The sequence below is a fragment of the Nonomuraea sp. NPDC023979 genome, assembly GCF_040639085.1.
GTDB classification, from domain to species: Bacteria; Actinomycetota; Actinomycetes; order Streptosporangiales; family Streptosporangiaceae; genus Nonomuraea; species Nonomuraea ceibae.
Map to the genome: position 1 here is coordinate 58,780 of NZ_JBEZZG010000037.1, position 24,793 is coordinate 83,572.

At 69.4% G+C, this 24,793-nt stretch carries 52 protein-coding genes; 2 read left to right on the plus strand and 50 right to left on the minus strand.

The genetic code is table 11. The features are described 5' to 3' along the window. Positions 1-4 precede the first annotated feature (4 nt). From AB0G11_RS40900 to AB0G11_RS40965, 14 genes are all read right to left on the minus strand, one after another. Complete coding sequence (locus tag AB0G11_RS40900) at positions 5-886, minus strand: hypothetical protein (protein ID WP_357592100.1); 882 nt, start codon at positions 884-886, stop codon at positions 5-7. After that, positions 887-1,369 (minus strand): hypothetical protein, encoded by a 483-nt coding sequence (locus AB0G11_RS40905; protein ID WP_357592102.1) that lies wholly within the window; start codon positions 1,367-1,369, stop codon positions 887-889. Continuing rightward, positions 1,369-1,686 carry a hypothetical protein gene (locus AB0G11_RS40910; RefSeq protein ID WP_357592104.1) on the minus strand — a complete coding sequence of 106 codons (318 nt, stop codon included), beginning with the start codon at positions 1,684-1,686 and terminating at the stop codon, positions 1,369-1,371. Before AB0G11_RS40910 ends, AB0G11_RS40905 begins: the two co-directional genes overlap by 1 nt. Further along, positions 1,679-1,990 (minus strand): hypothetical protein, encoded by a 312-nt coding sequence (locus tag AB0G11_RS40915; protein ID WP_357592106.1) that lies wholly within the window; start codon positions 1,988-1,990, stop codon positions 1,679-1,681. Before AB0G11_RS40915 ends, AB0G11_RS40910 begins: the two co-directional genes overlap by 8 nt. Before the next feature lie 10 nt (positions 1,991-2,000). Then, positions 2,001-2,336 carry a hypothetical protein gene (locus tag AB0G11_RS40920; protein ID WP_357592108.1) on the minus strand — a complete coding sequence of 112 codons (336 nt, stop codon included), beginning with the start codon at positions 2,334-2,336 and terminating at the stop codon, positions 2,001-2,003. A gap of 8 nt (positions 2,337-2,344) precedes the next feature. Beyond that, a complete protein-coding gene (locus AB0G11_RS40925) occupies positions 2,345-2,743 on the minus strand; it encodes a hypothetical protein (RefSeq protein WP_357592110.1) in 399 nt (132 codons plus the stop codon). A 67-nt stretch (positions 2,744-2,810) separates the two neighbouring features. After that, positions 2,811-4,073 (minus strand): phage major capsid protein, encoded by a 1,263-nt coding sequence (locus AB0G11_RS40930; RefSeq protein WP_357592112.1) that lies wholly within the window; start codon positions 4,071-4,073, stop codon positions 2,811-2,813. A 10-nt stretch (positions 4,074-4,083) separates the two neighbouring features. Next, positions 4,084-5,172 carry an HK97 family phage prohead protease gene (locus AB0G11_RS40935; protein ID WP_357592114.1) on the minus strand — a complete coding sequence of 363 codons (1,089 nt, stop codon included), beginning with the start codon at positions 5,170-5,172 and terminating at the stop codon, positions 4,084-4,086. Further along, a complete protein-coding gene (locus AB0G11_RS40940; protein WP_357592116.1) occupies positions 5,172-6,581 on the minus strand; it encodes a phage portal protein in 1,410 nt (469 codons plus the stop codon). The genes AB0G11_RS40935 and AB0G11_RS40940 overlap by 1 nt, the downstream gene beginning before the upstream one ends. Then, positions 6,581-6,814 (minus strand): hypothetical protein, encoded by a 234-nt coding sequence (locus AB0G11_RS40945; RefSeq protein ID WP_357592118.1) that lies wholly within the window; start codon positions 6,812-6,814, stop codon positions 6,581-6,583. The genes AB0G11_RS40940 and AB0G11_RS40945 overlap by 1 nt, the downstream gene beginning before the upstream one ends. 8 nt (positions 6,815-6,822) lie before the next feature. Beyond that, complete coding sequence (locus tag AB0G11_RS40950; protein ID WP_357592120.1) at positions 6,823-8,163, minus strand: terminase family protein; 1,341 nt, start codon at positions 8,161-8,163, stop codon at positions 6,823-6,825. A gap of 58 nt (positions 8,164-8,221) precedes the next feature. After that, positions 8,222-8,491 carry a hypothetical protein gene (locus AB0G11_RS40955; protein ID WP_357592122.1) on the minus strand — a complete coding sequence of 90 codons (270 nt, stop codon included), beginning with the start codon at positions 8,489-8,491 and terminating at the stop codon, positions 8,222-8,224. 287 nt (positions 8,492-8,778) lie between these two features. Next, a complete protein-coding gene (locus AB0G11_RS40960) occupies positions 8,779-9,270 on the minus strand; it encodes an AAA family ATPase (protein WP_357592215.1) in 492 nt (163 codons plus the stop codon). Continuing rightward, positions 9,267-9,497: a hypothetical protein gene (locus tag AB0G11_RS40965; protein ID WP_357592124.1), complete on the minus strand. Its 231-nt coding sequence runs from the start codon at positions 9,495-9,497 to the stop codon at positions 9,267-9,269. Before AB0G11_RS40965 ends, AB0G11_RS40960 begins: the two co-directional genes overlap by 4 nt. 384 nt (positions 9,498-9,881) lie before the next feature. Here AB0G11_RS40965 and AB0G11_RS40970 point away from each other — a divergent pair, with 384 nt between their 5' ends. Then, positions 9,882-10,304 carry a hypothetical protein gene (locus tag AB0G11_RS40970; RefSeq protein ID WP_357592126.1) on the plus strand — a complete coding sequence of 141 codons (423 nt, stop codon included), beginning with the start codon at positions 9,882-9,884 and terminating at the stop codon, positions 10,302-10,304. On the opposite strand, the gene AB0G11_RS40975 is transcribed toward AB0G11_RS40970, so the two are convergent. The 5 genes from AB0G11_RS40975 to AB0G11_RS40995 all read right to left on the minus strand — a co-directional run bounded on the left by AB0G11_RS40975 (position 10,305) and on the right by AB0G11_RS40995 (position 12,494). Next, positions 10,305-10,736, minus strand: coding sequence for a hypothetical protein (locus AB0G11_RS40975; RefSeq protein WP_357592127.1), 432 nt, complete (start codon positions 10,734-10,736; stop codon positions 10,305-10,307). Positions 10,737-10,987: 251 nt separating this feature from the next. Next, positions 10,988-11,218: a hypothetical protein gene (locus AB0G11_RS40980; RefSeq protein WP_357592129.1), complete on the minus strand. Its 231-nt coding sequence runs from the start codon at positions 11,216-11,218 to the stop codon at positions 10,988-10,990. Positions 11,219-11,347: 129 nt separating this feature from the next. Beyond that, positions 11,348-11,575, minus strand: a complete 228-nt coding sequence (locus tag AB0G11_RS40985) for a hypothetical protein (RefSeq protein WP_357592131.1) — start codon at positions 11,573-11,575, stop codon at positions 11,348-11,350. Between the two features lie 32 nt (positions 11,576-11,607). Further along, positions 11,608-11,949 (minus strand): hypothetical protein, encoded by a 342-nt coding sequence (locus AB0G11_RS40990; protein ID WP_357592133.1) that lies wholly within the window; start codon positions 11,947-11,949, stop codon positions 11,608-11,610. 179 nt (positions 11,950-12,128) lie between these two features. Beyond that, on the minus strand, positions 12,129-12,494 hold the full coding sequence (locus AB0G11_RS40995; RefSeq protein ID WP_357592135.1) for a hypothetical protein: 366 nt from the start codon (positions 12,492-12,494) through the stop codon (positions 12,129-12,131). Between the two features lie 205 nt (positions 12,495-12,699). On the opposite strand from AB0G11_RS40995, the gene AB0G11_RS41000 reads away from it, so the two are divergent. After that, positions 12,700-13,269, plus strand: coding sequence for a helix-turn-helix transcriptional regulator (locus tag AB0G11_RS41000; protein ID WP_357592137.1), 570 nt, complete (start codon positions 12,700-12,702; stop codon positions 13,267-13,269). Positions 13,270-13,350: 81 nt separating this feature from the next. Here the strand turns inward: AB0G11_RS41000 and AB0G11_RS41005 are convergent, their stop codons facing one another. The 31 genes from AB0G11_RS41005 to AB0G11_RS41155 all read right to left on the minus strand — a co-directional run bounded on the left by AB0G11_RS41005 (position 13,351) and on the right by AB0G11_RS41155 (position 24,790). Further along, positions 13,351-13,944: a hypothetical protein gene (locus AB0G11_RS41005; protein ID WP_357592139.1), complete on the minus strand. Its 594-nt coding sequence runs from the start codon at positions 13,942-13,944 to the stop codon at positions 13,351-13,353. A 93-nt stretch (positions 13,945-14,037) separates the two neighbouring features. Next, positions 14,038-14,343, minus strand: a complete 306-nt coding sequence (locus AB0G11_RS41010; RefSeq protein ID WP_357592141.1) for a hypothetical protein — start codon at positions 14,341-14,343, stop codon at positions 14,038-14,040. Further along, complete coding sequence (locus AB0G11_RS41015) at positions 14,340-14,672, minus strand: hypothetical protein (protein WP_357592143.1); 333 nt, start codon at positions 14,670-14,672, stop codon at positions 14,340-14,342. The genes AB0G11_RS41010 and AB0G11_RS41015 overlap by 4 nt, the downstream gene beginning before the upstream one ends. Continuing rightward, a complete protein-coding gene (locus AB0G11_RS41020) occupies positions 14,669-14,881 on the minus strand; it encodes a DUF6221 family protein (protein WP_357592145.1) in 213 nt (70 codons plus the stop codon). Before AB0G11_RS41020 ends, AB0G11_RS41015 begins: the two co-directional genes overlap by 4 nt. Positions 14,882-15,052: 171 nt before the next feature. Continuing rightward, entirely contained in the window at positions 15,053-15,418 is a 366-nt protein-coding gene (locus tag AB0G11_RS41025) for a DUF6221 family protein (RefSeq protein ID WP_357592147.1), read from the minus strand. Beyond that, positions 15,411-15,692: a hypothetical protein gene (locus AB0G11_RS41030; protein WP_357592149.1), complete on the minus strand. Its 282-nt coding sequence runs from the start codon at positions 15,690-15,692 to the stop codon at positions 15,411-15,413. The genes AB0G11_RS41025 and AB0G11_RS41030 overlap by 8 nt, the downstream gene beginning before the upstream one ends. Continuing rightward, entirely contained in the window at positions 15,685-16,407 is a 723-nt protein-coding gene (locus AB0G11_RS41035) for a hypothetical protein (protein WP_357592150.1), read from the minus strand. The genes AB0G11_RS41030 and AB0G11_RS41035 overlap by 8 nt, the downstream gene beginning before the upstream one ends. A 14-nt stretch (positions 16,408-16,421) precedes the next feature. Continuing rightward, positions 16,422-16,691, minus strand: coding sequence for a hypothetical protein (locus AB0G11_RS41040; protein ID WP_357592152.1), 270 nt, complete (start codon positions 16,689-16,691; stop codon positions 16,422-16,424). Further along, positions 16,688-17,260, minus strand: a complete 573-nt coding sequence (locus AB0G11_RS41045) for a hypothetical protein (protein ID WP_357592154.1) — start codon at positions 17,258-17,260, stop codon at positions 16,688-16,690. Before AB0G11_RS41045 ends, AB0G11_RS41040 begins: the two co-directional genes overlap by 4 nt. Next, the gene (locus AB0G11_RS41050; protein ID WP_357592156.1) at positions 17,257-17,898 is read right to left on the minus strand and encodes a hypothetical protein; all 642 of its coding nucleotides are present in this window, start codon (positions 17,896-17,898) and stop codon (positions 17,257-17,259) included. The genes AB0G11_RS41045 and AB0G11_RS41050 overlap by 4 nt, the downstream gene beginning before the upstream one ends. Further along, entirely contained in the window at positions 17,895-18,362 is a 468-nt protein-coding gene (locus AB0G11_RS41055; protein WP_357592158.1) for a hypothetical protein, read from the minus strand. Before AB0G11_RS41055 ends, AB0G11_RS41050 begins: the two co-directional genes overlap by 4 nt. 20 nt (positions 18,363-18,382) lie before the next feature. Then, positions 18,383-18,724, minus strand: coding sequence for a hypothetical protein (locus AB0G11_RS41060; protein ID WP_357592159.1), 342 nt, complete (start codon positions 18,722-18,724; stop codon positions 18,383-18,385). After that, positions 18,721-19,221, minus strand: a complete 501-nt coding sequence (locus AB0G11_RS41065) for a hypothetical protein (RefSeq protein ID WP_357592161.1) — start codon at positions 19,219-19,221, stop codon at positions 18,721-18,723. The genes AB0G11_RS41060 and AB0G11_RS41065 overlap by 4 nt, the downstream gene beginning before the upstream one ends. Beyond that, positions 19,202-19,408, minus strand: coding sequence for a hypothetical protein (locus AB0G11_RS41070; protein ID WP_357592163.1), 207 nt, complete (start codon positions 19,406-19,408; stop codon positions 19,202-19,204). Before AB0G11_RS41070 ends, AB0G11_RS41065 begins: the two co-directional genes overlap by 20 nt. A 99-nt stretch (positions 19,409-19,507) precedes the next feature. Beyond that, on the minus strand, positions 19,508-19,744 hold the full coding sequence (locus tag AB0G11_RS41075; RefSeq protein WP_357592165.1) for a hypothetical protein: 237 nt from the start codon (positions 19,742-19,744) through the stop codon (positions 19,508-19,510). Further along, on the minus strand, positions 19,741-19,932 hold the full coding sequence (locus tag AB0G11_RS41080) for a hypothetical protein (RefSeq protein WP_357592167.1): 192 nt from the start codon (positions 19,930-19,932) through the stop codon (positions 19,741-19,743). Before AB0G11_RS41080 ends, AB0G11_RS41075 begins: the two co-directional genes overlap by 4 nt. Further along, on the minus strand, positions 19,925-20,209 hold the full coding sequence (locus AB0G11_RS41085; protein ID WP_357592168.1) for a hypothetical protein: 285 nt from the start codon (positions 20,207-20,209) through the stop codon (positions 19,925-19,927). Before AB0G11_RS41085 ends, AB0G11_RS41080 begins: the two co-directional genes overlap by 8 nt. Then, on the minus strand, positions 20,202-20,654 hold the full coding sequence (locus AB0G11_RS41090; protein WP_357592170.1) for a winged helix-turn-helix domain-containing protein: 453 nt from the start codon (positions 20,652-20,654) through the stop codon (positions 20,202-20,204). The genes AB0G11_RS41085 and AB0G11_RS41090 overlap by 8 nt, the downstream gene beginning before the upstream one ends. Then, a complete protein-coding gene (locus AB0G11_RS41095; RefSeq protein ID WP_357592172.1) occupies positions 20,647-20,904 on the minus strand; it encodes a hypothetical protein in 258 nt (85 codons plus the stop codon). The genes AB0G11_RS41090 and AB0G11_RS41095 overlap by 8 nt, the downstream gene beginning before the upstream one ends. Next, positions 20,897-21,175: a hypothetical protein gene (locus AB0G11_RS41100; RefSeq protein ID WP_357592174.1), complete on the minus strand. Its 279-nt coding sequence runs from the start codon at positions 21,173-21,175 to the stop codon at positions 20,897-20,899. The genes AB0G11_RS41095 and AB0G11_RS41100 overlap by 8 nt, the downstream gene beginning before the upstream one ends. Next, a complete protein-coding gene (locus tag AB0G11_RS41105) occupies positions 21,168-21,410 on the minus strand; it encodes a hypothetical protein (protein ID WP_357592176.1) in 243 nt (80 codons plus the stop codon). Before AB0G11_RS41105 ends, AB0G11_RS41100 begins: the two co-directional genes overlap by 8 nt. Further along, entirely contained in the window at positions 21,403-21,900 is a 498-nt protein-coding gene (locus AB0G11_RS41110) for a hypothetical protein (RefSeq protein ID WP_357592178.1), read from the minus strand. Before AB0G11_RS41110 ends, AB0G11_RS41105 begins: the two co-directional genes overlap by 8 nt. After that, on the minus strand, positions 21,893-22,423 hold the full coding sequence (locus AB0G11_RS41115) for a hypothetical protein (RefSeq protein WP_357592180.1): 531 nt from the start codon (positions 22,421-22,423) through the stop codon (positions 21,893-21,895). Before AB0G11_RS41115 ends, AB0G11_RS41110 begins: the two co-directional genes overlap by 8 nt. Beyond that, complete coding sequence (locus tag AB0G11_RS41120) at positions 22,420-22,752, minus strand: hypothetical protein (RefSeq protein ID WP_357592181.1); 333 nt, start codon at positions 22,750-22,752, stop codon at positions 22,420-22,422. The genes AB0G11_RS41115 and AB0G11_RS41120 overlap by 4 nt, the downstream gene beginning before the upstream one ends. Next, complete coding sequence (locus AB0G11_RS41125; protein WP_357592183.1) at positions 22,745-22,969, minus strand: hypothetical protein; 225 nt, start codon at positions 22,967-22,969, stop codon at positions 22,745-22,747. Before AB0G11_RS41125 ends, AB0G11_RS41120 begins: the two co-directional genes overlap by 8 nt. After that, a complete protein-coding gene (locus AB0G11_RS41130; RefSeq protein WP_357592185.1) occupies positions 22,962-23,387 on the minus strand; it encodes a DUF6292 family protein in 426 nt (141 codons plus the stop codon). Before AB0G11_RS41130 ends, AB0G11_RS41125 begins: the two co-directional genes overlap by 8 nt. After that, positions 23,380-23,577, minus strand: coding sequence for a DUF397 domain-containing protein (locus tag AB0G11_RS41135; RefSeq protein ID WP_357592187.1), 198 nt, complete (start codon positions 23,575-23,577; stop codon positions 23,380-23,382). The genes AB0G11_RS41130 and AB0G11_RS41135 overlap by 8 nt, the downstream gene beginning before the upstream one ends. Then, positions 23,574-24,140 carry a hypothetical protein gene (locus AB0G11_RS41140; RefSeq protein ID WP_357592189.1) on the minus strand — a complete coding sequence of 189 codons (567 nt, stop codon included), beginning with the start codon at positions 24,138-24,140 and terminating at the stop codon, positions 23,574-23,576. Before AB0G11_RS41140 ends, AB0G11_RS41135 begins: the two co-directional genes overlap by 4 nt. Further along, complete coding sequence (locus tag AB0G11_RS41145) at positions 24,140-24,364, minus strand: hypothetical protein (RefSeq protein ID WP_357592191.1); 225 nt, start codon at positions 24,362-24,364, stop codon at positions 24,140-24,142. The genes AB0G11_RS41140 and AB0G11_RS41145 overlap by 1 nt, the downstream gene beginning before the upstream one ends. Continuing rightward, entirely contained in the window at positions 24,361-24,615 is a 255-nt protein-coding gene (locus AB0G11_RS41150; protein ID WP_357592193.1) for a hypothetical protein, read from the minus strand. Before AB0G11_RS41150 ends, AB0G11_RS41145 begins: the two co-directional genes overlap by 4 nt. Continuing rightward, complete coding sequence (locus AB0G11_RS41155) at positions 24,608-24,790, minus strand: hypothetical protein (RefSeq protein WP_357592195.1); 183 nt, start codon at positions 24,788-24,790, stop codon at positions 24,608-24,610. The genes AB0G11_RS41150 and AB0G11_RS41155 overlap by 8 nt, the downstream gene beginning before the upstream one ends. Positions 24,791-24,793: the final 3 nt, after the last annotated feature.

Here is a 24,793-nt window from a genome sequence, read left to right on the forward strand (position 1 = left end):
CCTCCTACGGCTGCGGGATCAGTTCGCCGGAGCCGTCACGGTTGTTCGACCAGGTCGCGATCGAACTCGGCTCGGTCACGCTGGACAGCCCGAACTCGCCCGGCAGCAGCTGGCCGAGGTCGTTGCCCGTCACCACCGCGCCCGCCACCCGGTAGCCGATCCGCAGGTGGTACAGGCCGCTGGCGAAGAAGTTGTCGACGATCGTCGGCGTGATGATCGGCCCGCTGTTGGTAGCGAACCCGCACGTCAGCGACGAGTTCGGCGGAGTGCCCTGCGCCGAGAGGATCGGCCCCACCCAGCAGTGCTCGACCGTGATCGCGCCCCCAGCGCCGGAGAACACCTGGATGCCGTCCAGGTGCTGCGCTTCGTCGACGAACGCCAGGTCATGGAGGACGCACTGGGAGATCAGCGAGCCGCCGCCGGCCACCACGTGGATGCCGTCGCCCGACCCGGACACATCGCACCGGCGCGCGATCAGCGCGCTGTCGGAGGAGACGCCGTTGGTCTGCACGTCCCCGGCCGTGGCCGGGGTGGCGCGCCGCACGGTCACGTCCTCGATCGTGAGCGTGCCCCGGTCCTGCCCGTTGACGGTGACGCCGAAGGTCGCCCCGGACGACGTCTCCACGATCCCCTGCCGGAGCGTCGGATTTCGCCCGTACGAGACGACCTCGGCCCGGATCAGGAACCGCTCCAGGACGAACCCGTCGGCGTCGATCCGGAACGCCTGCCCGTCCCACGAGCAGCCCGCCGGAAGCGGATCGCCGACGTTGTAGACGGTGAGCGCCGATTCGTCGCCGAGGTAGCCGACCGTGCCCGGCGCTGCCCGCAACCCGGGCCCGAGTGTCTGCCGGTTGAACCGGCGGACGTACTTCAGCGCGACGGGCATCTACAGGGTGATGCGCCAGATGCCCAGGGCAGACCACACCACGGTGAACTGCCCGTTCACCACGCTGTTGGCGCCGCCCAGGTAGTTGTAGCTGACGCCCTGGTCGGCGACCGGCGTGGTGACCGTGTCGTCGTATGTGAGCGTGCCATACACGTTCGCCAGGTCGGCCGCCGTACCCGACGCCGGGTCGTTGGCGTCCCAGAACACCACGTCAGCAGTACCCGAGTTGAGCGTCACGCCGGTCAGGGCTACGCCGCCCTGCGCCCACTGACCAGCCTCGTGGACCTCCGCCGCGGTCAGCCACTGGCTGGTCGCCGCGTTGTAGGCGGACAAGGCGGCGGTGACGTCGTTGTTCGGCGTGATCGTGTCGTTGAACAGCGCCGTCTTGAACGAGTCGCCATCCAGGTCGACGGCGAACCCAGTCGGCCGGGTGAAGAAGTCCGCCAGCAGCGGCCGGAAAATCTTGCTATTGCTCCACGCCATCACACACCACCCTCGCCCATCGCTGAATCGAGGTGTGCGAAGACCTCTGCGCTGGGCGCCACGCCCGGCTCAAGCCCAGCCTCGACTACCGCCCGCACCGCCTCCTCGGCCCGCAGCTCGGCGTCGATAGCCTGCGCCTGCGCATCCCTCACGGCCTCCGCCAGGCCCTGCTCCAGGACCTCACGCTCCGCCTCCCACGTCTCGCGGAAACGCTGAAGCTTCGCCTCAGCCTTCTTCACCGCGAGAGCCGCCAGCGCGGCCATACGCCGCTCCTGCACAGCCGCCGAGCGGAGCTTGCGCTCCTGCTTCTCATCCACCGTCGAACTCCTCCCGTGACGCCGTCGCCGCCGGCGCGTAGACGGTGCAGTCCTGGCCGTCATCCCGCACGGTGACCACCGCCATCACCGGCCGGCCATTGCCGTCGGTCTGCACGAGCTCGCGGCCGACGTAGTCCTCCCGCTCCACCACGCGCAGGTCCGCCGCCACACCCTCCCGCGTCAGCGGCACCATCAGGCCTGCGAAGCCCGTGCACGGGTGCATCGGCGTCTTACCGTCCCGGGTCACCGCCGAACTCGGGCAGCGCGTGCAGTGCCACCGGCGCTCCAGCAGCGGGATCGCCACGGCCCCTCCCCTACTTGTTCGAGGCGCCCCGGCGCGCCTTGTTCGCTGGCGCGGGAGCCGCCTTCTCCTCGACCGGCTCCCGCTCGGCCTCGGGCTCCGGCTGCGGCTCTGCCTCTGACTCGGGCTCGGGCTCGGGCTCCGGCTCGGGCTCGGGCTCGGGCTCGTCGAGCAGACCGTAACGCTCGGCGTCCGCCCGCTTGATCGGCATGCCCGGCACGCAGAACAGCCACCGCGCCGCCGGGTCGGACTCCGGCACCAAGCGGCCGTCCTCCGTCAGACACAGCCGCGCCGCCGCGATCACATGCCCGTCGTCCGGCGACGACGGCTTCACATACTCCAGTCCCATTGCCTCTCCTACCGGTAGAACAGGACGACACGGAACTTGCCGGCGGTGAGCGCGGCCGTGGCCACCACGATCGTGATGTTCCGCACCGCCGTCGTCTTGAGCGACGTCGAGCCCGTCCACACCGGGATCACGTCCTTGCGGCCCACCGTCAGCCCGGCCTGGCCCGTCGCCGCGAGAACGTCGGCAGCCGCCTGCGCCTGGACAGCCACCGTGCCCGTCGCCGACAGCACCGCGGTGTCGACCTCGATGTAGCCGCCGAGGATCACCGAGCCTGCGGGGATCTCGTTGCCGTTGCTGTCGCCCGGCGCCGACCGCAGAACCTTCGTCCCGACGGTGCCGCCGTCCACAGCGAAGTCGTACTCCCCAACGGCCACCTTCAGGCCGCGGGTGCCTTCCATCACTGGCATGACTCTCCTTCAGATCTCGGAAGACCCCGCGGCGAGGACACATTTCCCCGCCGCGAGGACGACGACGTCAGAGGCCCGTGACGTGGCCGAACGCCTTGGGGCGGTAGTGGATCAGGGCGCAGCGCACGTCAGCGCGGAGCGCCAGCTTGCCCTCGGCGAAGAACGTGCTGTGGCTGTTGGACACCTGCACGTCGATGCCCCGGCGGACCGCCAGCTCCGAGAAGTTGGTGTAGTCGCCCGCGATCGCCGACGTCGCCGGCGCGGCCGTGGTCTCCACGACCGGGACACCCCAGATCGTCGACGGGCCGGGGATGCTCGGGTGGCCCCAGATGTAGACGCCATCCGTGGTCTTGAGCAGCCGGACCTCCTGCCACTTCGCCGGACGGATGAACAGCACGCTCGGCTCCGCGAAGCCGTCGTCGCGGATCTTCGTGAACAGCTTGTAGATCGCGTCCGGGATCGGGTCCGCGCCCTTCGCCTGCACCTGGATGCCGACCACGCTGGACGTGCCGAGCAGGTTCACGCCCGTGCCGTCACCCACCAGCGCCTGCGAGTCCAGCCGCTGGCGCAGCATGAACGGCAGCCTGTTCTCGACGTACATCTGGGCGCGCGGCTCGTCCTCGAACTGCTCGTCGGTGACCGGAAGGAACACGGCGACCTTGCGCACCTGAGAGGCCCGCTCGGTCAGCGCGAGCGTCGCCTCCTGGTAGGTGCCGCCCTCCGCCGTCTCCTGCGCGGCGTTGGTGAAGGTCGTCTCCTCCATGTAGACGACGCTGGCCTGCGACGTGGTCGTCTGCGGCAGGAACTCCACCACGTGCGGCGCCGGCCGCGTCGGGAACATCTCCACCCGGCCGGTCCGGATCGACTCAGGCGCCCAACCGGCACCGGTGCTGAACAGGGTCTTCAGCTCGATGTCCAGCGACGCCGACGGGCCCTGGCCGGAGCCCGGCCGGTAGCCCTTGCACGCCTGACTGGCCACGAACAGCTCGCCCAGGCTCTTGTGCTGGCCACTCTTCGTCCGCGGCTCGCTCGGCAGGTCCTTGCCGCCCTGCTCGACCTGCTCCGCGTCCTTCGCGGCGCCGGCCGCGCGGGCGATGACGAGCTTCTCGTCGACGTCCTTCTTCAGGTCCTCCAGAGCGGCGTTCAGGGAGCCGATGTGCGCGACCTTCGCGTGAGTGTCGCCCTGGATGGACTTCACCTTGCTCATGTCGTACTCGGGGCCGGCCTCCCTCAGGAGGTCCGCCAGCTCCTTACGCTTCGCGTCCAGCTTGCCCTGCGCCTCCTTCAGCGCGGGGAACTCGACGATCCTCTCCGGTGCTTCGACCGACATGCTCTTCTCCTTAGAATCCGTGGACACCGGCGATGGACCGCAGGTAGCTCGACGCGAGCTCCTCGCTGACGTCCTCTTCGCCGACAGGTGCTGAGAGCAGGGCCTGAAGCCTCTTCACGTCGTCGTCGACCCAGCTAAGGAGATCGACGGCAGCGGGAGCGAGACCCGGCCTGCCCTTGCGCGCACGGAGAGCTAGGACTTCCGAAGCGCGATCAATGTAGGAGGAGACCGCAGCTAGGACCGCGTGTCCTTCCTCGTGGAACTTCAGCGACCCGCCCGGCTGGCTCTTCAGCTCGGGCGCGTCGATGTCCGCGTCGCGCAGATGCGCGGCGAGGTGGTCGTAGACGGCCTTGCGGTCGGCATCCGGGATGCCGCTCTTGCCGTCGTTCAGCCGGGCGATACCCATCAGGCACGCCCGGACGTTCGCGGGTCCGCCCACGCCGTGGTGGTGTGCGAATCGGTAGCTCGACTTGGCCTCGGGATCACCGTTCGGGTCCGCCCAGGCGAACACCGTGCGCAGCTCCGACGGGCGCAGATCCTCGCCAAGACCGGCCAGCGTCTTGGCGCCGTCCCAGCTTCGCAACGTGACCTCGCACTCGTGCGGGGCGATCGGCCGGCCAACCTTGACCGGAGCGCCCGGGCCGCCCGACTTCGTGGCGAGGGTGCGCGTACCCACGCCGGCACCGAGCAGGACCGGCGAGACCTCGTGCACCTTCTGCTTCGCCAGGAACCGGACGTGCTGGCCGTCGTGCTCGCCGAAGGAGTACTCCTCAGCGTCGTAGCCGTAGGACCACTGACCCAGCTTCCCCAGGCGCTGCACGGTCTTGAAGGTGTCCTCGCCGTGGCGGGTGTCCATGAAGAACTCGCCCTCGAAGATGGCCTCGGTCTTCGTCTGGCGGATCGTGCCCTTGCCCACCGGCAGCGCCCCGTCCCACGACGTGTGGCCGTAGGAGCTGATCGGCATCTCTGCGCCGTCGGTGAACGCGCCAGGCAGAGTCACATCTCCGTGGCTGTCGATCTTGTTGAAGGTCGCGAACACGGCCTTGACCAAACCCTTGGCCTCATCCTTGATCTCGACGCGGAGTCCCTTGGTATCCATCACTGCTCCTCTGCCGGATCGGGTCCGGATGGGTCATCGGGCGGCGTAGGCCCGCTCGGTGCGGGCTCGGCCGGTGCGGCCGTAGTCCCAGGCGGCTGAAGTTGCACGCTGTAGAGGCCGGTGTGCTTGAGCAGGGTCATGTCCTCGGCCTCGATCGCGGCTATCACCGACTTCGGCTCGTAGCCCGCGTCGACCAGCTGGCGGATCGCCGCTGCCTTGGCCTGCTGGATCTCGGCGCTGTCCTTGCGGTCATCGCGGAGGAAGGCAATGTCCCTGTCGTCGAACCACAGCTCGGCTCCAGGCGGCACTTCGATAAGGGATGACAGCGAACCGGCCACGTTCCGCCACAGCGGCCGCATCGTCGCGTCAGCGAATCTGCGCCGAGCGGAGCCGTAGTTGCCCGCGTTCAGCGAGCTGCCTTGGAGCCCTTCGGAGAAGCCGACGATGGTCGAGGGCACCCCGGCCGCGGCCGCCAGGCGCGACTCCCCCGCGCCCTGCGTGTTCTTGAAATCGAGCTGGCGCAGGTCCATGGTCAGCGGGGTGACGTCCGCGCCGCCACCGAGATAGAGCGTCCGGTACGCGTTGTCGGCGCCCTGGTGCTGCTCATCCATCAGCGCCTTGAAGCGCTGGAACATCTCCGGGGTGACCGACGCGTCGAGCTTGACTGCGAGCGATGGAGTAGCCCCGTGCTCGAAGAACGACAACTTGTGTCGCGTGGCCGCCAGGTCCGAGCTGATCTCGCGCAGCACCGGCGTCAGCCACGACATGCCGCGCCACTGCGCGATCGGGTCAGGGATCGGCGCGAAGTGCGCCACCTCATGGGGCAGCAGCAGCGTGTCCTTCGCGGCGCCCGGGGCCCGCGGCGAGTAGTAGTAGCCGAGCAGCTCCGCGTCGAGTGCGGCGCCGTACAGCGCCGGCTCGGACTTCGACGCGCTGACGATCGTCACCCAGTCCGGGCGCAGCCGGCGCAGCCGGTCCGTACCTGGCACGCGAGCTACGAACGCGTTGCCCGCGAGGTCAACGTCCTGGATCATCCGCGACAGCAGGTCGCCTGTGGTGCCGTTCGTCCACGGCTTCTCCAGGATCGACAGAGCCTTGTCCCCGAAGAGATCACCCGGCCGCCCTCGGCTGATCCGCCGGAACTGGAACCTGGCCTCCGAGAACACCAACTGCCGGACCATCATGAGCGCGAAGATTGGCCCGTCGCCCTTGTAAATGTGCTGGACGTAGCCCTCGAAGTCGTTCTCGATCTGCTCTCGCTCGGAGCCGAGTGACGTCGAGCTAAGGAACGGCCACCTCAGCCTGTCGAGGTCCCAAAAGCTCGGCTCGGACCACGACTTTTTTCCGCTGCCCTGGGCAGGCTTGCGCTGGCCGCGATGCGTCTTCGCGACCTTCTCCAGCAGGCCCATCAGGTGCCGGAACCGCCCTCAGCGCGCGGGCGGCGAGCATCACGCCAGCCCGTCACCGCCGCGGCCCACAGCATCGTCACGCCCAGCCACAGCTTGCTCAGCGACCAGGCGGCAACGTACGGGATGCCCACCAGGACCGTTGCCAGCAGCCGCGCCACCGCGAGCAGGCCCTTGCGGACGTCGAGCTGCCGGGCCTTGCCCTCGATCCGCTCCAGCGGAACCGTCAACGCCATCGCTCCCCCTACGCATAGACCGCGAACGGCATGACCGGCGGCGGTTCGGTGATGTGGCCCTTGGTCGCGAAGCCCCAAGCAGCGTTGGTCACCGCGATCAGTGGGCTGATTTCCGTCGTGGCCGCGAGGGCGTCCCACGCCTTCGCGGTGGTCAAAGATCTGGTTGCCGCGCCCGCCACCGCCACGTCCAGCGCCGGGTGCGGGATGTATCTCAGCGTCGGGTCGCCCTCCGTCGGGGCCACCGCGTCGATGAACTGGCCGTACGCGGCCGCGACATCCCGCGCCGACGGCTTCGTGATGTCCAGACCCTTGGCCTCCAGGTCGGCGATCAGCGACCCCGCCGGGCCGCCAGCGTCGACCACCCACGCGCACGGGTTCCAGCGCTCTCGCAGCTGCCTGGCGCGCTCCGGCACCCACTTCGTACCGAGCCGGTAGTCGATGATCTCGATGTGCAGCAGGCCGTCCGGCCGGCGGCCCGCCACGGCGATCGCCGCCCAGCTGCGGTCCATCGCCACGTGAATGGCCATGGCCACGCGGCCGACCAGCTCCGACTGCTCGTCGGCGAGCAGTCGCCACTTGTCCTCCGGGATGACCAGCCACTGGTCGGGCGTCGTGTCCGGCCACTGGTTGAGGTAGGCGCGGCGGTACTCGGCGAGCTTCATCGACTCGAAGTCCGCCCGGATCGCGTGGACGCCGATCGTGTGGCCCAGGGCCGGCATGCAGGCCGCCCACGTCGCCGGGTCGGCCGGGTCCGCGTCGTCCGGCGCCGACCACTCGAAGTAGGCCACCGTGTCCATCGCGCCGGCCTCGCACCGCTCCCGGCCCGCGTCGACCTTCTCCCGCAGGTAGACGCTCTTGTGCGTCCCCGCCGTCGAGACGACGCCCTGCTGCGGCTGCGGACGGGTGATCATCGCGGGCTTGAACGCCTGCTCGACCCGGTTGTCCTCCTGGGCGAACGCCTCGTCGATGACGCCCTCGTCGAGAGTCTCGCCGTGCGCGGCCTTCTCCGTGTTCGACGTGATGCCGTGCCGGGAGCCGTTCCGCCACCGGATCGCCTCCTGGCCCAGCTGCCGCCGCACCGTGAACAGCTTGCGGTAGCGGCTCGCCTCCAGGGTGGCGACGTGCTCGTCTTCCCACTTCAGCCGGGCCGCACCGCGCGTCTGCGCCGCGTACAGGATGCGCTGGCGGCCATCCTTGAAGCCCAGCGCCCGGTGCACCATCTTCGCCAGCAGCAGCGTCGTCTTCCCCGACTGGCGCGGCACCGTGATGTTGTACTCGCGGTAGGCCAGCCGGCCGGTCGCGGGGTCGATCTCCAGAACGACGTCCGCGACGTACTGCTGCCACGGCATGAGCGGCGTGCCCAGCCGGGCGGCGATAATGCCCAGCGCCGGCCCGAGCGTCTCCCGCTCAGGATGCCGACGCGTCCCCCACCGAGGCGGACAGCTCAGCGACAAGATCGGATCCGTCATCGTCACCTGCCGCCTCCGCCAGAGCCTTCAACGTTTCGCGCAGCTCCCGCGCCACTGCGGCCGTAGCCATCCCCGCGTCCTGGTCCAGCTTCCGGGCCAGGTTGAACGCCGCGGCCGCCAGGGATCGCGCTACCGACCCGGACACGTCCATGGCGTCCACGTCGCCGCGCACTGCCGTCTCGACCGGGCCGACCTCGGGCTCTGCCATCACTCACCTCGTGAATCGTCACGATGCGTCACACCGCAATGGTTACACTCCGCTACGCCCATCCGGTCACTCAGCGTGAGATGTCACGGAGCGCTCCCCCGCAAGGGCCACACAAAAAAACGGCGATCGGGCGCGGATCACCTCATGATCAGTGATCTTGCGCGGTCGGGGTGCCCCCCTGCCCCTGACCTGGGGTTATGCACGATGGGCCTGAGCTGTCGTTTGTCACGCTTCGTGATGCGACCGATCGTCATCACGCATCGTGACTACGTTCGCGTTGCTCATTGTCACCATGACCGTGAGGACCTGGGTGGTGGGGTGCACTGGGGGTGACGGGGGCGGGCGCCTCCACCCTGGGGGGCGGGGCCCCTGCCTCCCTGGCCTGTCCCTCTGTCCCGGCTGTTGTACCAGCGTGTGGCTACGGCCTTGGCCGAGGTGGGTCGCTCGCGTGCGATGCGTTCCATGACCACGTCTCGTCCTGGGTCCACGACGACGATCTCTGCACCGTGCTCGGCGTACGTGGCCAGCCACTCAGCCGACGGCATGGAGTGGATCACGTACACATCGATCTTGGCCACGTGCCTGAGGGCCTCGCGGATGGCTGCGGTGCGGGCGCGGTGGGCGACCTGGCGTACCACCTCGGGGTGCCCGTGGGTGTCGCCCTGATGTGCCCCCGACAAGGCCACCGCCAGGAGGTCATAGTCCACTACCACGTCCCCTGGTCGGGCACGCCCCCGGACCCATGTCGACTTCCCCCCTGCGGGAGGACCGCAGATCACGTAGAGCAACCTGACGCCTCGTGACCTGCGCGAGCCCTGCCCGCGAGATAGTCGGGGGTTGCCAGGACCACCTCTACGTTCCGCCCGTCGTCCGAGAGCGGCCGTACGTCCACGACCTTGGCGGTGATGCCGTCAATGCGGACCTGGTCGCCACGCTTGAACGCCAGGCTGCTTGAGAGGAGTTCCCGCGAGTAGGCCACGGTCGGGGTAGTGATCTCGTCGGTCATGAGCGTCTCCGAGGATGCGGCCCGTGTCACCAGGCTCTCGACTGGTGAGGGGGCGGGGGTAGCTCCCTGTCCCCCTTGGATTGGTTGCAGGCCCGGCCACAGACGGGGCAGCGATACCAGGTGCCGTGTGCCCGGCGCAGGAACCTCAGGTCGCACGGGTCCAGGCCGAGCGCTTCGAGGGTCTTGAGCGGCGGCTCGTGGTCTGCCTCGTTCGCACCGCCGGAGTGCCCGCAGATCCAGCACACGTCGGGCGCTTCGAGCATCAGGGTGGTGCGAGCCTTACGCCAGCGGTAGCCGCTCCGTCCGTGGCTGCGTGGCATGCCGCTCCCTAATCGTTGTCAGGGGTTGCTGGCGCCGGCGGGACGCGGATAGGACGATGCCCGCGTGAAGGTGTTGACGATCTCGGCGGTCCTGCTGGTCGCGCTGGCGGGCCTGGCCGTGGTGGCGACGGTCTGGCTGCGTGCGCCCGTGATGGCACCTGCGCTGACGGTGGACGGCTCGGTGACGGTGCGGGGCGAACCGCCGGCGGTGCTCACGAACAACGAGCTGTCGTGCACGACGGGCGGCGGCTTCGACGACATCCGGCAGGGCGCCCAGGTGGTGGTGACGGACGCGGCCGGGAAGACGATCGCGCTGGGCGAGTTGAGCGCCGGGAGCTGGAAGCGGAACGTCGGGTGCATCTTCCTGTTCAATGTGGAGGACGTGCCGGCGGGCGAGAAGTTCTATGGGGTGGAGGTGTCTCACCGCGGCCGGGTGCAGTACACGGCCGGGCAGCTGGCCGAGCCGCTCGCGCTCGATATCGGCTGATCAAGCGGGCGCGTCGCCGCGGCGCTCGTACTCCTTGATGGCCTCGACGACCTGGCGGCCGATGTCCGCGTGATTCGCGTCGGAGGAGACCTGGGCGTTGACCACGATGGGGTGCTCGCGTGCGGGGGTGCGCTCGGGCCAGTGCCACGTGCCACCCTTGAGAGAGGCTTCCATCCACCCGCACTGGCAGTAGCGGTACGGGTTGCCGTGGAACTCGCGCCCCTCGCAGTCAGGCGAGCCAGGCGTTTCGGCGCCGTCGTGATACGGGACCGTCCGGTTGAAGAACATCCCGGTGGGGTTGAGGACGCATAGCCCGACCGTGTCCGAGGTGTTCGTCTCAGTGATGATCGCGGCGCGGCATTCGCTGGCGTACTCGCCGCCGGGTGTGCCGTGGCTGACGTAGTGGACGATGCCTCCGACGGACGGTTGCACGTGATCCCTCACTTCTCTGAGCCGCATTCGCACTCGCACGGGCCGCCGTGCCGCCACGCCTTCGTGCAGCGGTGGGCATTGCCGCCGTGGTCACCGCAGCCGGTCTCCCACGTCTTGAAGCACAGGCGGCTGCGCTGACGCGGCGTCTGCGTAGGGGTGACGGGCTGGGCTGGCTGGCCGAGGGTGAAGCGGCGCGGCATGGCCACCTCCCAGAGCTGGGCGATCCTGGGAACTGGCTGGGAGCTGGCCCGTCATTCGTAGATGCGGGGCACCCTGCTGTAGTCCTCACCCGGGATGGCCTCAACGTCGTGGGCGAGGAACACCGCCTCGCGCGGGGCCTGCATGCCGCCGGTCCAGCCGGGCAGGACCTCGACGATTTCGACGAGCGCGGTCCATTCGCCCTTGCGGCTGCGCCGCCAGGCGAGCAGGTTGCCTGCCTGGGACGGGTGGCCGGGTAGGCGGACGGCGGGCGGGAGTTGCACGCTGCGACGATACCCGGCAGTCGAACGTCCATTCGAGCGGGGCGGCGTGGTTGGCTCTGAAACGACGAAACCCGGCGCGGTGGCCGGGCTTCGGAGACACGTCTCCTGGTGGGTAGTTTGTCACAAACCTCACGCGACGATCAACAACGCCGCGACGACGGCGTGGGCGCGGCGTAGCTGCTCTCCGTCGTACAGCTTGGCGGGGCGGCCGCCGTGCGGGCCGGGCGGACGTTTCCCGACGGGCTGGAGGCCGGCGAGGGCGATGAGGGCCCGCACCTGCTCGGCCGTCATGACGGGGTGGAGTTCGCGGGCGGCGTCTTCGATGGTCCAGAGTTCGGCGGGCAGGTGACGGGCCACGTCTCCATGATGCCGCGTCAGCGTGGATGCCGTCACGGCTGGTGGCCCCGGCTGCTGAGCTGTGCGCGGAGACGCTGGTTCTCCTCTTGGAGGTCGCGCACGTAGGTGTTGGCGCGCGAGGCCATCCGCTCGGGCTGGAATGTCGGCTGGCAGTCGGGGCAGACGTCGTGCGCGTTGGCGGTGTTGCCGTCGGACCTCACGGCCTTGCCGGGCTTGCCGTTGGCGCGGAGCTTGGGCACGAGTGCCCATCCCTGGGTTGCGGCGATGGTGCGGGCGACGATGGCGTTCTCCAGTTCGCCGTTGGCGCCGAGCGTGGCGTCGCATCCGTCGCCGTCACAGGTGAGCACGTATCGGTAGAGCGGCTTCCCGGCCATGGTGGCTCCTATCGCTTCTCTCGCGCGTGCGCGCGGACCTGTACTGACGTGTTCACACAAGCCATTTCGTCTCCTCCTGTAGCTCCTGCGTGGGTCCTCTGTTGTTCCTTGGGAGGGGTTGTGAGCCCCTGCTTGGAGGGGCTGTGGACCCCTGGTCAGGAGGGGTTGTGAACCCCTGCTCAGGAGGGGTCATGAACCCCTCCTGACTTCCCAGGCATCAGCAGAAGGCGGTACTCCGCTCGGCGTCCTGCACGGCCACCTCCGACGGACTCGATCGCGCCCTGTTTGATCAGGGAGGTGACGGCGCGGCGGACGTCGCGGAGGATGTTCTGGCGCGCCTTCTCGGACGCTTCGTCGTCGCCGGTCGGGAAGGGGCGGCGCAGCGCCAGCGCGAGCGCTTCGTGACCGCCGAAGTACAGCGCTGCGGGGCGATCCCCCTTGGGGTGGTCGAGCGCAGTGAGGGCCATCCGGACCAGGATGCGGAACTCGACGTCGGACACGTGGGTCCAGTTCGCCAGGACGGCGGCGACGAGCTGTGCGCCCATCAGGCCCCCCATGAGTTGCGGTAGGGGCGTGTGATGCTCACCGGCGAACCGCACGCTTCTGAGTCACCGACGTCCTTCCGCAGGCCCTATCGATCATGATTCGATGTTTGCAGCATCCTAACAGGCGTTGGCATTGTGAGGGCAGACGCGCCAGGAAAGTCGAAGTGACTTGCGCGTTCGCGTTCCGATGCATACCGTTTGCAGCATGCCAACGCCGCAGCAGGGACCGATCGGACGCCGCGTCGCCCGCAACGTCGCCGAGCTGCGCGCCGCGCGCGGCCTCACGCTGCGCGAGATGTCCGCCAAGATGGGAGAGCTCGGCCGGCCGACGCTCCCCTCCGGCATCATGAAGATCGAGGACGGCACTCGCCGCGTCGACGTCGACGACCTGGTGGCTCTCGCGCTCGCGCTCGACGTCTCCCCGAACCGCCTGCTGCTACCCGAGAGCGCCGGCACGGACCAGGGCGTCGACCTCACCCCCGAGGTGACCATCCCGACGGAGGACGCCGCCTGGCGGTGGGCTGTCGGCGAGTACTACCCGTTCCCTCTCGACGCCCCGACGCCAGCGAGCGAGGTCGTGAAATTCATGGCGGCGAACCGGCCGCACGCCGGCGCGGACCTGAACATCCTGGAACAGCAGATCGCCAAGCATCTGGCGTCGCTCAAGCCGGTCGCGCGCGCGGCCCGAGCCGCCGAGGAGGCTGGCGTGCCGTTCCGCGTGATCGTGGACTATATGCGGCTCACCGACGCCCTCGACACCCTGGAGGGCCAGTGAACGCCATCGCCAAAAATGAACGAGGTCGTCGTTACCGTGCGCGTCCGGAAATCTCCCTCCGCGCCTGCCGCCTCCGCTAAATCATGATCCCTTGGCATCCCGCTTCAGTATCTTGACCTCACGCTCTTCCCCCGGCACGTCCCCTGGAATGGAAACCACCTGCATGCTCAGGCCCTTGAGAAGGATCGCTTCGTCTGCCACGAGGTAGTTCGATTTCACCTTGCGGCCGTTGGCCAGGATCACGACTGCTCGAAAGGAAAGGTTGCGGTCCTCCTGCTGCATCATCGATCTCAGTGTGGGGACGTCACGGATGGACCAGGTCGCCTCGTCGTAGCCTTCGAGCCGGTGAGGCAGTGGAACTCCCACCCAGTCGTTCCAAGCGATTCCGACCTTGGGAGTTGCCACAGGCATGATTTCGATATCACGAACCTTGATCGCCGCCCGGCCGGTGTTTTGCACGCGCACCACAATTTGAGGCGTGGTTTCGAGCGCGCCACGTTCCTCAAGCGCCTGCCGATCGATCAGAACGCCACCCGTCGCCTCCACCTTTATCGCCGGGCCAGCTAGCTTGAACTGGATGATGTTCCAGGCAAGAGCGGCGACACCCGTCGCGGCACCAAGCACGCTGAGCACGAGAGTCACGATCTGAAGTGTTGTCGGGGCGTCCGGAGCCATGGCGCCTCCTCTGTAGGGGGTGAGACGGAGCGTAGCCAACCCTGGCGCACCATAGGCGCATAACGGACAGGAACCGCCGGGCTCACTCCCAGCTCACAGCGCTCCCTCCTTCATGACGTTGCCGTCGCGGTCTATCGCTCGCCACGCTCCCGGGTCCAGATCCTCGCGGAGCACGACCGGCACGCCGAACAGCGCGCGGATGGGCGGCGGCGGTGTCCAGCCGTCCGGCCGCCACGGGTTGTCGCGCGGCAGGCCCCAGGGCGGGCGGGCGGTGGCCTTGAGCCACTCGTGCATGAGCGAGCCGACCTCGATACGTGTCACCGGGGGCGGCTCGGGCAGGTGCCGCAGGTCCTGTATGCGGGCGAGGATGTCAGCGGACGTTTCGCCGGGCCCGATCAAGTGGACGCCTCCTGCCAGATGATCACCAGCAGCCATGCGAGAGCCGCCATCGCAACAACACCCACGAGCAGCACCTTGGAGATGTTGAACGCCAGCTTTCGCCGCAGCACTCGAACCTGCCTGAGATAGCTCTTCTCAATCTCCTCGGCGTCAATGTCCCACATGGCCACAGCCCCGGACTTGACGGCGTTGCGGCAGCCCTCGCACGTGACCTCGGCGAGAACGCCGGTGGTTCGGACCGTCTCGCCGCTCAGGCTGCATGCCGCGAGCGGGCCGACGGCTTCGCGTAGCGGTTCGGGCGCGGTGAGCCCGTAGTGCAGATCGCTCATGGCCGCCACTCCTTCCGGTAGTCGTGGTGGCTGGCGTAGGGCAGCGCCAGGAGCCGCATGGTGAGGCACGGCCAGTGGCCCGAGCCGACACAGCCGCATGAGCGCACGCCTGCATCGCACACGTTGCAGCCGGGGTGGCCGCCTGGGCCGTTGAGCCCAGGGCGGTGCTCGTCGACGATGCGCTGCTTCGCCGTGATGTCCCACAGCATCCGGCCGGGCGTGAAGCGGCTGATGTGGATGCCCGTACACCCGGCGCTGGTCGTCGAACGGCCGGGACGTGATCAGGTCCTCGTACAGGTCGAGAGCAGCCTCTTTCGTGATGCCGTCAGCCTCGCGGGCGACCCGCTCATCCTCATCGAGCCGGGCCGACAGGAAAGCGATCAACTGCTCCACGGGTTCCACCACCACTGGAAGTCGGGATGTTCGGCGTACGGCTGGGCGAGAAGTAGCAGCGCGAGATAGCCGTGAGCTACCCCCGACACTCCGAGCTCCTTACCAACCTGCATGATCGCCAGCCCCAGCATGCGCCGCTTGGCCTCGACCTCGCGCAGCACCCGGGCGGGCTCCCAGTTCGCAGCGTGGCGGGCATCCGCGCGGGTGGGCCATTTCATATACCCGTCGTCTTCACGCTCGGGGTAGAGCTCGATGGTGTTGTCCTGCACGAGCCAGTGCCGGTTGCCGGCGTCCCGTGCTGCTTGTTCATCTTCATCGAGCCGGGCGCGCACGAACGCGATCAGTTCATCCATCGCGGAACTCCTTCCAGGCGTCGCCGTGGTGTTTGCGGTCCTCGGCCAGCGCCTCCTCCCAGGTCATGGCGAACTGGTGGTACGCCTTGCGTGGCTCCCCGGCGGCGACGTGGCCGATCAGGCGGCGGGCTGTCTCGCGGGCGCGTTCGGCAGCCTCCTCTGCGTAGTACTCGACGATCTCATCTTCGGTGGCATGCCAGACGATGATCGTGTCCGTGTAGGTACTGAAGATGGCGTACTTGCCGGACGGCTGCCGGATGATCTGATTACCCATCGCTGTCCTCCCACGAGCTGCCAGCGAGCATCCTGCCAGCTCGTTCGCTCCGGGCCGCCTTCTCCTCCAGCCCGGCCACCTTCCGGCGCAGCTGCTCGTTCTCCTCTCGCAGGCCAGCCACGGCGCGCTGGGCGTTGATGGCGGCATCGGCCAGGGCCACGAGATCCATGCGGACGACGTCGCCGTTCGGCCGCTGAACTTCGATCACGTCGGCGAGGTAGCGGGCGGGCTCGCCACGCTCGGGGTCGGGCGGCGGGCCGTAGACGGGGTTGGTCGTGGGCATGACGCTCTCCTTCGAGGTGGTGGCGTGGTCGAGGTCGATGAGCAGGCGGCGCAGGTCGGCGGTGGCGTGCCGCAGGAACGCGACGACCGCCTTCTCTCGGACGCGCTCGGCGGGCGAGTCATTCTCATCCGCCCCGAGCATCAGGACCGGCCCCACAGAGATGAAGTCGCCGTAGTACTCGCGCTCACCCTCCCGCAGAACCTTGGTCCAGTCGATGTGCTCGACGGCGGCCAGGCGCTGCCGGATGTCGTCGTGGCTCGCGTGGAGGTGGTCGTTATCGTCGAGGCGAATGGTGAAGCGCGGCGTGGGCACGACCCGGCAGCGCGGGCACCGGCCGTACTCGACGAGGCGCTCGTGCTCGCTGCGTTCGTCCACCTCGACCAGCTCGCGCACGCCCGCCGCGTCAAGGCGTGCCCGCAGAGCTGCCCTCATCCCATCGACCGGCCTCACGACGCCCTCGCCCCCGGCGCCAGCGTCAGTCCGGCCAGCGCCATGAAGTCGGCCAAGCTGATCGTTCCGGCGAGGTCGCCGCCGTGCTTGAAACTGGCGAGCGGCGGCCGGTCGGTCCAGGTGTCCGCGTCCGGGCCGGGCTGCATCTCGACAGTGCCGACGCCGAAGCGGTACCGCAGGTAGTAGTACCGGCCGTCCGCGTCCCAGGCGTCCCACTGGGACGGGCAGGCGTAGCAGGTCTGCACGACCTTGGTGAGGACGATCACGATGCCTCCGGTTGCGGGAAGTCCCGCCGCTTGATCTTCGCCATCCGGCCGTCAGGGTGGTGCCACACGACGCCCTCGTTCGGCCACTGGGCAAGCCACGCCGCCAGACCGTCGTAGTCGCGCGGGGCCCGCTTGGCCTCCTCCCGCAGGAACAGCGGCGCCCACCCGTGCCGCATAAGCACGTGCGCCTCGAAGCCGTCCGGGTTGCCGTTGACCTTCGGCCCGAGCAGCTCGTACGTGCCTGGCACGAACCGCTCACCCCGCTCCAACACTTCGGCGTGCCAGCGCGCGAACCCGGACTGCTCGATCGGCTCCCAGCCCATGAGCTTCCCCGTCTCCGGGTCGTGCTGGACGATCCGGTACCCCGCCGGGATGTTCCTCTCGTGCTTGACCTCGCGGCGAGCCCACCACTTCCCCCGGTCGTCATGCTCGATGCAGACGCCGTCCCACTTGGCGGTCGCCTCGCCCTCGCCGGCGAAGACCCAGGCGCACTCGGGGTCCGGCTGACGGGTGACGTACCTGGGGTTGCCGTCCCAGTCCCGCACGAAGATGGTCGGGATCTTCCTCACGATGCCTCCTGGTTCTCGTAGTAGTAGCTGGTCCGGCCGTCCGCCCACACCAGCATCGGGGTTCCGTCCACGCGATTTCTCTCGATCCGGCCGCGCGGCCGGTCGCCGTTCTCGTCCTTGCAGCGCGGGTTGACGCAGGCGACCCGGCCGGACTCCTGCGCCACCCGCAGCGAGAACGTCTTGCAGTACAGGCAGACGGGCGGCAGCTGCCCGCGCGGCACGTGGATGGGGATCCACTTCTCGGACTCGCCGATGTCGCGGATCTGCCGGGCCTGCTCGATCCACCGGTTCATCCGGCGGCCAGCCTCGCGGGCCATGTCGTCGTCGACGCCGTGGGCCAGGCGCACGATCGAGTCGAGCGCCGCCGCGGTGTTGCCGTCCGAGCCGCCCCGGCCTGCTCCCGTGTGGCCGGTCACGTGGTAGCGCAGGTCGTCCTCCAGCTCCCGCACGCCGGCGTGGATGGTGAGCAGCATCGGGCCGGCCTCCGGGTGCCAGGGCGCCGGCGACCCGGTCACCTTGTGGTGCTGGGTGGAGCCGCGGGTGGCGTCGGCGACGGGGTCGGGCAGCAGCTCGGTGAGGCGGGGCAGCAGCGCCTTGATCTCGTCGACGAGCGTGGGGATCTCCTCGGCGGGCGTCATGGTCCTCCTTCGATCTCGCCCGGCGTGGGCGTGCTCACGTTGGCGATGGTGGGCGCGAAGTGAAGTCGGTACGGTTCCTTCTGAGCGGCCAGGAACCGGGCTCTCAGCGCCTCTGCGTTCTCGATGCTCACGTCCTGGCCGCACGAGATCACCGCCTGCGGGCGCTCGAACGCGGTGTGGGCCAGGAGGGTGAAGTCCTTGCTTTCGACGGCCCGCCGGGCGGAGGCAGGCTCCCATCCGGCGGCCACGAGGGTTGCGACCATGCCCGCATCGCTGGTTCGGCGGCCGAACCAGGCCGATGTGCCGCAGTCGTTGCAGATGCCCAGACCGGGCGGCTGGCTGAGGCTCGGCGTATCGATGACGTTGTCGTGCGGGCAGGTCAGGAACTCGGCGGGCAGCTGGCGGTCACAGCCGGGGCAGAGAGCGGCGAGCACCTCGCCGTCAACGGCCGACTCGACCGGCACCGCCCCCTCATGAGCGCACATCACGGCCGCTCTCCGATGCCGAGCTCGCGCTCCAGTTCGGCGATGCGCCGGGCCTGCTGCTCGTTGAGGGCCTTCAGCTCGTGGCTGGACGGCGGGGTGGCGTGCACGATCTGATCGACGAGCCAGCGGCACACGAGGTAGCCGGGCCACACGAGTGCGATGCCGACGGAGAACCCAGCAGCATCGCGCCGCCACTCCGCGATCCTGCCGGGGTCCTTGGCCAGGATCCCGAACTGGCGGATGTCGTTCTCGACCTCACGGGCCGCCCAGCGCGGCGCGATGTAGCCGAGCCCGATTGCGAGGTAACCGGCGACGGCGGCGAGCACGATGAACAGGGTCACGATTCCTCCTTGGCAAGCAGTTCCTTGGCTCTGCCGTGCGGGCATGGCCGGGAGTCCAGGCTGTGGCCCTGGCACTGGTCGTGGTGGTCGTACTCGCACGGGCCGTCGTCGACGAGCTCCCGGACCAGGTCCCGCCAGGTGTCTCGCTCGGCCTCGGCCTGGTCGGCGCGGGCGCGGTGCTTCTCAAGTGCGGCGCACGCCTGGTTGTAGGCCCACTGGGTCGGATAGGGCTGACGGTCGTGAGCGACCGCCCGCTCCAGCTCCTCGTCGCGGACCGCGAGCACCGCGTCGACGATGCCGGACGGGAGGTAGAGCTTCTCCTCATCGTCCGCGAGGACGGCCCGCAGCATCTGCCGCGCGATGTCGCCCTTCACGCACAGGTCGTGGTCGGGGTTGACCGGGTCGCAGCAAATCCATTCGGCGACGATCGGGCAGTCGGCGGCAGCGCGAATCGCTTCGGCGATCCGCCGCCGGTAGTCACTCCCAGGTGAGGGCATGCGCCGCGCCTCCCTTGACCTCCAGGATCTGCGCGCCGCTGGCCTGCTTGGCGGCGATGCTGGCGTACATCTGGAGCGCCCGATTAACAATGTCCGTCTCGTTCAGGCCGGTGCGGGCGGTGAGCTCGCCGAGGGCCTGCGTGGAGCGGGCGGTGAGCCTGGTCGTGATCTCGCGGTAGTCGGTCACGGTGCTCCTATCCGTGATAGTCGGGGCTGGCATGGTCGATCACCCACGCCTCGTACAAGTCCGGGTCGTCGGGGGTCACGCTGTTGGCGGGCGCAGGCTTCACGGCTGTGCCTCCGTCCCGGCGACGCTCCGCCGGAGCCGACCAGCGAGCGCGGCGGCGGCCACTCCGACCGGGAGCACGAGCACGGCGGTCGCGGCGTACCGCCAGTCGCCGAGCCAGATCGCCGCCAGCAGCAGCGCGAACACGAGCACGCCGGCGGCGCGCGCTGCCCGGGCGGCGCGGGTGATGAGCCGTTCGACCTGGCGGCGCTGCTCGGGTGTCAGGTCGGTGCTCATGAGTCGCTCCCGGTGTAGGTGATGGTGTAGCCGCGCGCGGCGAGGGCGGCGATGACCGCGTCGGCGATCGTGTCCCGGTCGGTCAGCGACAGGTCAAGGCGGAGCGCCCGGGACTGCGTGGTGAGGGTGTTGAAGATGATCGCTTGGGTGCGCCGGTCGTGGTCGACGGCGGCGGGCGGCTCAGACATCGGCGTCTCCCGGCGCGGCTGGGCCGATCACGGCCGTCGACGGCCTCGCGAGCGCGGCCGCCCGCTCCTGAAGGGCCTGGTGCCGCTCGTGCTGCATGTACCGCTCCCACGCTGCGAGCAGCCCGTCGAGCCAGAGCGCGGTGCCGTCGTCGCCGGACATCGCGGCCACCTTCCTGAGCCGGTCGAGGTCGGCCTGCATCAGCGTGCGGAAGTGCATCTCAACGACGGGCAGCAGCGTGCGCAGGTACTCGGTGTCGACGCCGGACGGGCTAATCATCGGCGGCCTCCAGCGCGGCGAGCACCGTGGTGGCGAACGCGCCCACCTCAGCGGGCACCCAGCCGGACGCGACGCCGGCGAGCGCCTGCTCGCACAGGTGGCGCGCCTCGGCGGTCAGATGCCTGGCGCGGCCGGCGACTTCGACGGTGCCGGGGGTGAGGCGCAGGCCGACTCCGCGCACCGTGAGGATGATGGTGGGGTCCTTACCGTCGTCGCCGACCTGCCTGCGCAGCATCGACACGTGCATGTCGACCGTCTTCGTGCTCGGGAACCACTCGGTCCGCCACACCTGGCGCATGATCTCGTCGCGGGTGACGAGTTGTCCTGGGCGGGCCGCGAGGAAGGCGAGCAGCCGGAACTGCAGGGGCGGGAGGTGAACGGGCTGGCCGTCGATCCAGGCGGCGTGACTGACCGGGTCAATGCGGACCCGAGGCTTATCAGCCATGGTGCTTTCCCTCCTGGTGTGGCTTGTTCTCGGTCCGGCGGCGGATGGGTCGGCGGCGCTGGGCGAGGCGCTCGTGCAGAGCGGCCACGCCGTACAGGGGCAGCCAGATGATCCAGCCGGTGAGGCCGTACCACCAGACGAGCGCCTGCTCCCCCTCCCGCCGGTTGAGGAGGAGCATGAGCGTGACGCCGACCGCCTGGACGGCGGCCAGCAGCAGCACTCCGACAGCCAGGGGGATCAGCTCAGGCATCGAGCTCCTCCGGCCATGATCGGACGACGGCGGCCGCCAGGTCGCCGTACGGCTCGACGACGCCCGTGTGCTCGTCGGTGCACGCCGTCTCGACCGCCTGGGCGATCTGCTCGCACGCCTCGGTGAGCAGCGCGGCGGCGAGGATGCGCACCGCGTCCGGGTGCCAGGGCATGCTGTGGGCGAGGACGGTCGGGTAGACGGCGTCGATCAGGCCGGCGGGCACGTCCTCAGGCCGGATCGGCTCGATCGTCTCGTGCACCTGCTCAGACATGGCGGCCGCCCTGCACTCCGGCGATGACCAGGGCGGCATCATGGTCGTGGGCGTGACCGTTCTGGAAAGCCCACTCGGCGACGTCCATCGGCCACCGGATGTCGTGGTAGCCGATCACCACGTCAGAGCCGTCCGCCCGCGCGGTATGCACGGTGTCGCCGGCCAGGCGGGGATCAGCCTCGCTGGCGGCGGCTGCGGACTCGGCGTTGATGCAACGCAGGCGGATCTCAGGCATCGACGACCCCTCCCAGGAGGCGAAACCGCTCGGGATAGAGGCGGGCGGTGGCCTGGGCCATAAGCGCGTGCTGGACCGCATGCAGGTGGGCCAGGAGCTCATTGGCGTCGTGGTCCGGGCCGTTGCCTATCACCTGCCCGAGCTTCTCCGAGAGCCGGGCCACAAGGTCGAGCGCGGCCAGCTCGGCGGCGGTGAAGCAGTCATCGCCCTCCTCGCCCTCGCCCGCCTCCATCCGCTCGGCGTGCTCGCGGGCGAGCTGGGCGTACACGCTCGACGGCACCGGCGCCAGCATGGTGTGCGCCTCCAGGTAGGCGGCGAACGCACGCATGCCCTCCGCCATCAGGACCGGCGCGACAGGCTTGAGCATCTCGCGGGCGTCCGCGTAGAACTCCTGCACGGGCTCGACGTCGTCGGCGCCACCCCTGTCCACCTCATCGGCACGCAGGTACTCGGCGGCGGCATGAACGGCCGCCTGCGGAAGGTCAATCATCGGGGTTCTCCTCTCGGGTGGCCCGGGTGTCGGGCGCTCGCATGATCCGGACGCGCTTCCCGGCGACGTACTCGGTGCGCTCAACCGTCCACCCCGCCCGCTCCAGCTCGGCCACGTCCACGGGTCCGCTCTGTGAGGCGACCAGAGCTTCGACTTGGGGGTGGCATTGCTGGATGTGGTCGAGTAGCAGGTCAGCGCCGTTCTGCTCGGCGGGGTTGCCCACGGCCGGAGCCTCCTTGCAGCAGGGCACGTCGTCGGCGGCAGGGCAGCCGTTCATGCAGTAGGCGCAGCCGGCCGTAGCGCAGTGGTCGCCGGTGTCGTCGCTCCGGCAGATGACGGGGCTGCAGCGGCAGCAGGCGGGCACGCGGGTGCACAGATCGCAGAGGTCCTTGCCGTCGCGTTGCGACCAGCCGAACTGCTCACCAGCCAGGCGGACGGCGCTCTCTACGTCCGGCGCGGCGACTTTGACGTGTGTGAGGCACCTCGGTGTGTCGCAGTTGAAGACGACCTGGCTGATCGTCATGATGGCCGTCCCTCGCGGTGCTCGCGGAACAGCTCCTCCAGCGGGCGTTTGCCCTGGCGGCGGGACGCCGGATCGGTGCCGGTCAGGATGGCCTCCAGCCGGTCGAATTCGCGGCCGACCTTGGCGACGGCGCGGTCCATCGCCTCCTTGGTCTGCTCTCCGAGCACCTCCAGCCCGGCCTTCACCCGCTCCTCGATGCGGGCGTCCACCTTCGCCGGGATGTCGTCGAGCAGCTGCTCGATCGCCCGGCGTTCGGCGCGCATGTCCTTGAGCAGACCGTGACCCTCGCGAATCAGCTCGCGCAGCTCATCGGCGGTGCGGTCAGTCATCGTCACCCTCACAGCAGTCGGCGATCCAGCCGCCCGCACCGTCCGAGCGGATCAGGTCACCTTCGTCGAAGGTGTCCAGACACTCCGCGCAGCAGCCGGGGAACGCCGCAGGGAACCACGGGCGGGACCTGGGGCGCTCGGGCGCGGGCTCGGTCATGCCCCGGCAGTGAGCGCGCTGGTCGACGAACAGCTCCGTGCGCTCGCAACGCTCAGCCATCGTCGCCTCCCGCGTAGGCGAGCAGCCGCTCCTCGAACCCGTCGTCGGACTCGTCGTCGAAGTGCCTGTAGTAGCCGTGGAAGATGGTCGCCTGCGAGTGGTCGCCCGCGATGCACCTACGGGCGGCGGCCACGACGTCGGCCGGCTCGGGCAGCACGTCGTCACAGATCCACCAGATGTTCCGGATCTCGCCGTGGCCGTCCTCGGCGCTGGTGCCGTAGAACCAGCCCTGCTCCTCGTGCCACGCAACATGACGCTGGTCTCCGTCGGCATCCCGCTCGGCGAGACTGATGCAGCCGTCGCGCGGGTCATTGGCGTCGGCGTGCCAGTCCTCGACGGCGAGGCCCGCAGCGTCGAACGCGTCGGCGACGGCCTCCATGTACGGCTCGTGCGCCTCGTGGTACGTGATCTCAGCCACGGAGCGCCTCCTGGTCGAACTCGCCGTCGCGCACCCCGGCCAGGAACGCGGCCCACTCGGGAGCGGTGAATGCCAGCGTCAGCCCGTCCGGGGCCTTGCTGTCACGCACCGCCACCCCGCCATCGGCGAGCGGCGACACCTCAACGCAGTTCGAGCAGCCCTGCGAAGCGCGGGCCTTCCTCCAGCTCATGACGTCCTCCCGTCGATCGCCTTGATCCACGCCGACGCGGTGCCGGCTACGGCAGCGAGCGCCTGGCGCAGCTCGACAGGGTCCTCCATGACCAGAGCGGCGTGCACGGCCTCCAGCAGGGTGTGCGCCCACGTGAGCTCGCCGGTCATGGCGGCCTCGGTGGCGGCCAGACGGCTCCAGTTCGCGCTGTCCCGCCACTCGTCGGGATCGGTGCCGTCGAGGTGCTCGGGCCCGAGGCCCCACTGCTTGTCGTGCGCGGCCATCGCCTCCTGCACGGCGGCGAGCACTGGCGGCAGCTCCGCCGGCTCGGCAGGCTCCGGCACGGCGGTGGGCACCGGGTCCTCGCCGAGCCGTTCCGCCAGGGCGCGGTGGGCGGCCTGCCACATCACCCACGGCGTCACCACTGTGACGAGCTGGCCGTCGACGAGCACGCCCTGGCGGACGAAGTGCCGGACGCCGACCGGCTCTGCGGGCGTGAGCACGCCGACGCGCTTCATCTCGGCGAGCGGCGCGCCCTTGTAGTCGGCCCAGTCGTCTGGGCTCAGGTCGAGTTCGAGTCGCATCAGGACTCCTCGGGGGTTGGGGTGGTGGGGCCGGTGTTGGCTCCGGCGGCCACGAGGATCGCTTCGCAGATGTCCCAGGCCCGGTCGGGCGGGATGTGGACGGCGGCCAGGCGCCCGTCGGCGGCGAGGACGCCGATCGTCGCGTGCGGCACGCCGCCGTAGTCCGCCGGCCGCACGTACAGCTCGTCGCCGTCGCAGTCGATGTAGGTGGGCTGCTCGGTCATGAGGTGGCCCTGCACTCGATCTCGCCCGGCGCCAGCTCGGCGCCGTCGGGCATGACCCAGGTGGCGGTGCCTTGGACGGCGACCGGCCGGCCGACCGACCAGAACGGGATGCCCATCCCGGCGTCGTCCTCCGGCACCATCGGGTGGCTGCCGGTGTAGTCCTGCAGCACGTAGCCGCAGCGGGAGCACTCCTGGTAGAGGCCGCCGAAGGTGGGCTCTGCTGCGACGTGGATGACGATCGGCTCACTCACTGGCGATCTTCTCCAGCAGCGTGACGCCCGCGTTGATCGCGACGATGACACCGTCTGCGATCTTGTCGATGAGGGTGCCGAGCATGTCCGGCCGCTTGACCGCGAACACGACCAGGCAGACGACGCCGAACCCGATCAGCAGCTTCTTCGCGAAGGCCTTGATGATGAGGAGCACGGT